This window comes from Streptomyces bohaiensis (assembly GCF_012033785.1).
GTDB lineage: Bacteria > Actinomycetota > Actinomycetes > Streptomycetales > Streptomycetaceae > Streptomyces > Streptomyces bohaiensis.
The window spans coordinates 1-3,334 of sequence record NZ_JAAVJC010000387.1 but is presented as its reverse complement, the minus strand read 5'-3'; the positions used below and the strand labels follow the sequence as shown (position 1 = coordinate 3,334).

Annotated in this window: 3 protein-coding genes; 1 reads left to right on the top strand and 2 read right to left on the bottom strand. The window is 75.2% G+C overall.

Annotation, left to right across the window (positions count from 1 at the left end; all coding sequences use genetic code 11):
- Together HCN52_RS23015 and HCN52_RS23010 are read right to left on the bottom strand one after the other, a co-directional pair.
- Positions 1-1,192, bottom strand: a 1,192-nt coding sequence (locus HCN52_RS23015) for a flavin-containing monooxygenase (protein WP_168090359.1), incomplete at its 3' end; no start/stop codon positions are given.
- Between the two features lie 271 nt (positions 1,193-1,463).
- Positions 1,464-2,111: a TetR family transcriptional regulator gene (locus tag HCN52_RS23010; protein WP_168090358.1), complete on the bottom strand. Its 648-nt coding sequence runs from the start codon at positions 2,109-2,111 to the stop codon at positions 1,464-1,466.
- Between the two features lie 289 nt (positions 2,112-2,400).
- Between HCN52_RS23010 and HCN52_RS23005 the strand changes: the two genes are divergently transcribed.
- The coding region (locus tag HCN52_RS23005; RefSeq protein ID WP_168090357.1) for a serine/threonine-protein kinase at positions 2,401-3,334 on the top strand (934 nt) is incomplete at its 3' end.

The following is a 3,334-nucleotide window of genomic DNA, read 5'->3' as shown; positions in this document are numbered from 1 at the left end:
GCCGCCGCTCGGCGGGCTCGGGCTGCTCGGCCCGCTCGGCGGCGAGGCGGGCCGCCGCGAGGTCGGCGGCGACCGCGTCCGCCACCTTCGGCGCGTCACGGGCTATCTCGCGGAGCATCCCGCTGATCGGGTTGGTGTACCCGGTGAACCGCAGCCCCGGCGCCGCCGCGTGGACGCGGGGGCCGTGCACCAGCGGCCGGCCGTCCTCGTCCAGTACGCCGAGGTGGCCGACGAGCTCCTCCAGCCCGGTGCGGTAGCCGGTCGCGGCGATCACCGTGTCCGGGGTGATCTCCTCGCCGTCGGCCAGCCGGACCGCGTCGGCGGTGAACTCGACCGGGGTCTCGACGACCTCCACCTGCCGCCGCCGGACCGCCCGGACCAGTCCGGTGTCGATCACGGGGATGGAGCCGCCGCGGGCGCGGGTGAACAGCCCGTCCTCCGGGCGGGGCAGCCCGTGGCGGCCGAGGTTCGGCACGGTGCGGGTGACCGGTCGGGCCAGGCCGTCCGCGACGGGCAGCGGCAGCCGCCGCGTGAGGACCCCGCCGGCCTGTGTGGGCCAGCCGAGGGTGGAGCGCCGCATGATGTGCGGGGAGGTGCGCACCGCGAGGCGCACCCGGGCCGCGCCCCGGGCGGCGAGTTCGACGGCGATGTCCGCGCCGGTGTTGCCGACCCCCACCACCAGCACGTCGCGGTCGCGGAACGGTTCGGCCTCCTGGTACTCGGCTGCGTGCAGCAGCGTGCCGCCCCACTCCGCCGTGCCGGGCCACTCCGGGAGGCGCGGGGTGTGGCTGTTGCCGGTCGCGACCACCACGGCCGCGGCGTGCAGCACCCGTCCGCCGTTGGCCGCCAGTCGCCAGCCGCCGGACTCGGCGGCCTCCACGCGGGAGACGGCCACCCCTGCGGCCAGTTCCAGTCGGTGGTGCCGGGCGTACCGCTCCAGGTAGGCGACGAAGTCGTCGCGCGCCACCCAGCGGCCGGCCGAGCGGGGGATGGGCAGTCCCGGCAGCGCCGACCAGCGCCGGGTGGTGTGCAGTCGCAGGCGCGCGTAGTGCCGGCGCCAGGAGTGGCCGACGTCGCTGCCGCGTTCCAGCACGACGGCGCGGACACCGCGTTCCTTGAGCGCGGCGGCGGTGGCGAGCCCCGCCGGTCCGCCGCCGATGACATGGACCGGGGATATGTCGGCTGTCGGCATGAACACGAGGATACGCACGCGGTTCCGCCGTCAGCAGGGGGCGTTCGTTGACCCGGCCGCGCTGTTGTGCGCCCACCCGCGCGCCCTTGGCGCACCGGGTGCCGCGGGCGGGCTGACGGTCGACCACGAACCGGCGGGAGCACCGGGAAAGGGGTCGACCGACGGGCCGTCACGCCCGTAGGAGTGCCGTGCCGCCGCCGTCCGTGCTCGGCGGCGGGCGGTCCGCCGTCGCGGGGCCTCGGCGGCCGGGCCGGGCGCCGGTGGTCCGGCCCTACTTGGTGGGCTTGCGGCCGGTCATGCCCAGCTGCACCAGCGCGGCGAGCGTCGGCTTCACCTCCGCCTGCTTGGCGCCTGCCGTCTGGAGGCTCTTCGCCTGCGCGGTGGCACCGCAGACCATCGTCACCAGGGAGGCGGCCACCGCGGTCGCCGGTGGCTCGCCGGTGGCGCGGCTCTTGCTGCGCGACTCCTCCAGCGACTCCGCCAGGGGTTTGATGAGGGCGCCCAGGACGCGCGCCCTGATGCGCACGAACCGGCGGTCGCCCTCGGCGGCGCTGACGTCGATGACGCGGAGGATCGCCTCGTGGCGGCGCCAGAACGACTGGACGCCGTCCACCAGCTCCTCGGACGCCTGCTTCCCGGCCTTCCCGGCCCAGGAGCGGCCGGCGACGAGTGCGGACAGCTCTCCGCTCTCCTGCACCGTCTCCGAGGCCAGCTCCAGCACGGCCGCCTCGATGTCGGGGAAGTACTGGTAGAACGTCGCCGGCGAGGTGCCGGCCTGGCGCGCCACATCGATGACCCGGACGTCCCGGTAGGGGGCCGAGCCGAGCATCTTGCTCAGGCAGTCCAGCAGCTTCTGCCGCGTCGCCTGCCCGCGCCGCCCGGCCACCCGGCCGTCCACAGTCGTCACATTTCCTGTCATACCGTCAGCGTAGCTATCTGTCACGTTTGCGCGATTCGGCAGCATCCGAACGAGTTTGTCGGTTTCGGTGATGCCGATCGGTGATGCCGGTCGGAGGCCGCACTCCGCCGCGCGGGGAGGCGCCCCCGGCGCCCGAGGCGGGGGGTGCGAGCCGGGCGCACCCCGGTGCCGGACTGTCGGTGCCGCCAGGAAGAATCACCATCGGTCGGCCCCCGACTGGACCGCGACGCCCGGTGCGTAGTGAGATGCTTCAACAGGGCGAGGGAAGGCCGACGGGGAGGTGGCAGACATGGTGGACCCGCTGACGCAGCACGATCCGCGTCGGATCGGGCCGTTCGAGGTGCTCGGACGGCTCGGGTCGGGTGGCATGGGCCTGGTCTACCTCGCGCGCTCGGCCTCCGGTCGCCGGGTGGCGATCAAGACGGTGCGCACGGAGCTCGCCGAGGACCAGCTCTTCCGGGTCCGCTTCACCCGCGAGGTCGAGGCGGCGCGCGCCGTCAGCGGTTTCTACACCGCGGCGGTGGTGGACGCCGACCCCCGCGCGGCCGTGCCGTGGCTGGCGACCGCCTACGTACCGGCGCCCTCGCTGGAGGAGATCGTCAACGAGTGCGGGCCGCTGCCGCCGCAGGCCGTCCGCTGGCTGGCCGCCGGCATCGCCGAGGCCCTGCACTCGATCCACAGCGCGGGCCTGGTCCACCGCGACCTCAAGCCCTCCAACGTCCTCGTCGTCGAGGACGGCCCCCGCGTCATCGACTTCGGCATCGCCTCCGGCGTCTCCAACCAGCGGCTGACCATGACCAACGTCGCCGTCGGCACCCCCGCCTACATGTCGCCCGAGCAGGCCCGCGACTCCCGAGGCGTCACCGGCGCCAGCGACGTCTTCTCGCTCGCCTCCACCCTCGTCTTCGCGGCGACCGGACACCCGCCGTACCACGGCGCCAACCCGGTCGAGACGGTGTTCATGCTGCTCCGGGAGAGCCCGGACCTCGACGGCCTCCCGGACGAGCTGCACCCGCTGATCGAGTCGTGCATGCGGCACGCGGCGGAGGAGCGCCCGAGCCCCGCCGACCTCCAGGCCCGGCTGGCGCCGCACCTCTTCTCGGCCGGCGACGACAGCGGCTCCGCCTCCGCGTGGCTGCCCGCCGGCGCCGTGGCGCTGATCGAGCGCCGCCGCGGCGGCCGGTCCAAGCCCCCGCCCGCGCCGCTCGGCCCCACCCCTGCCG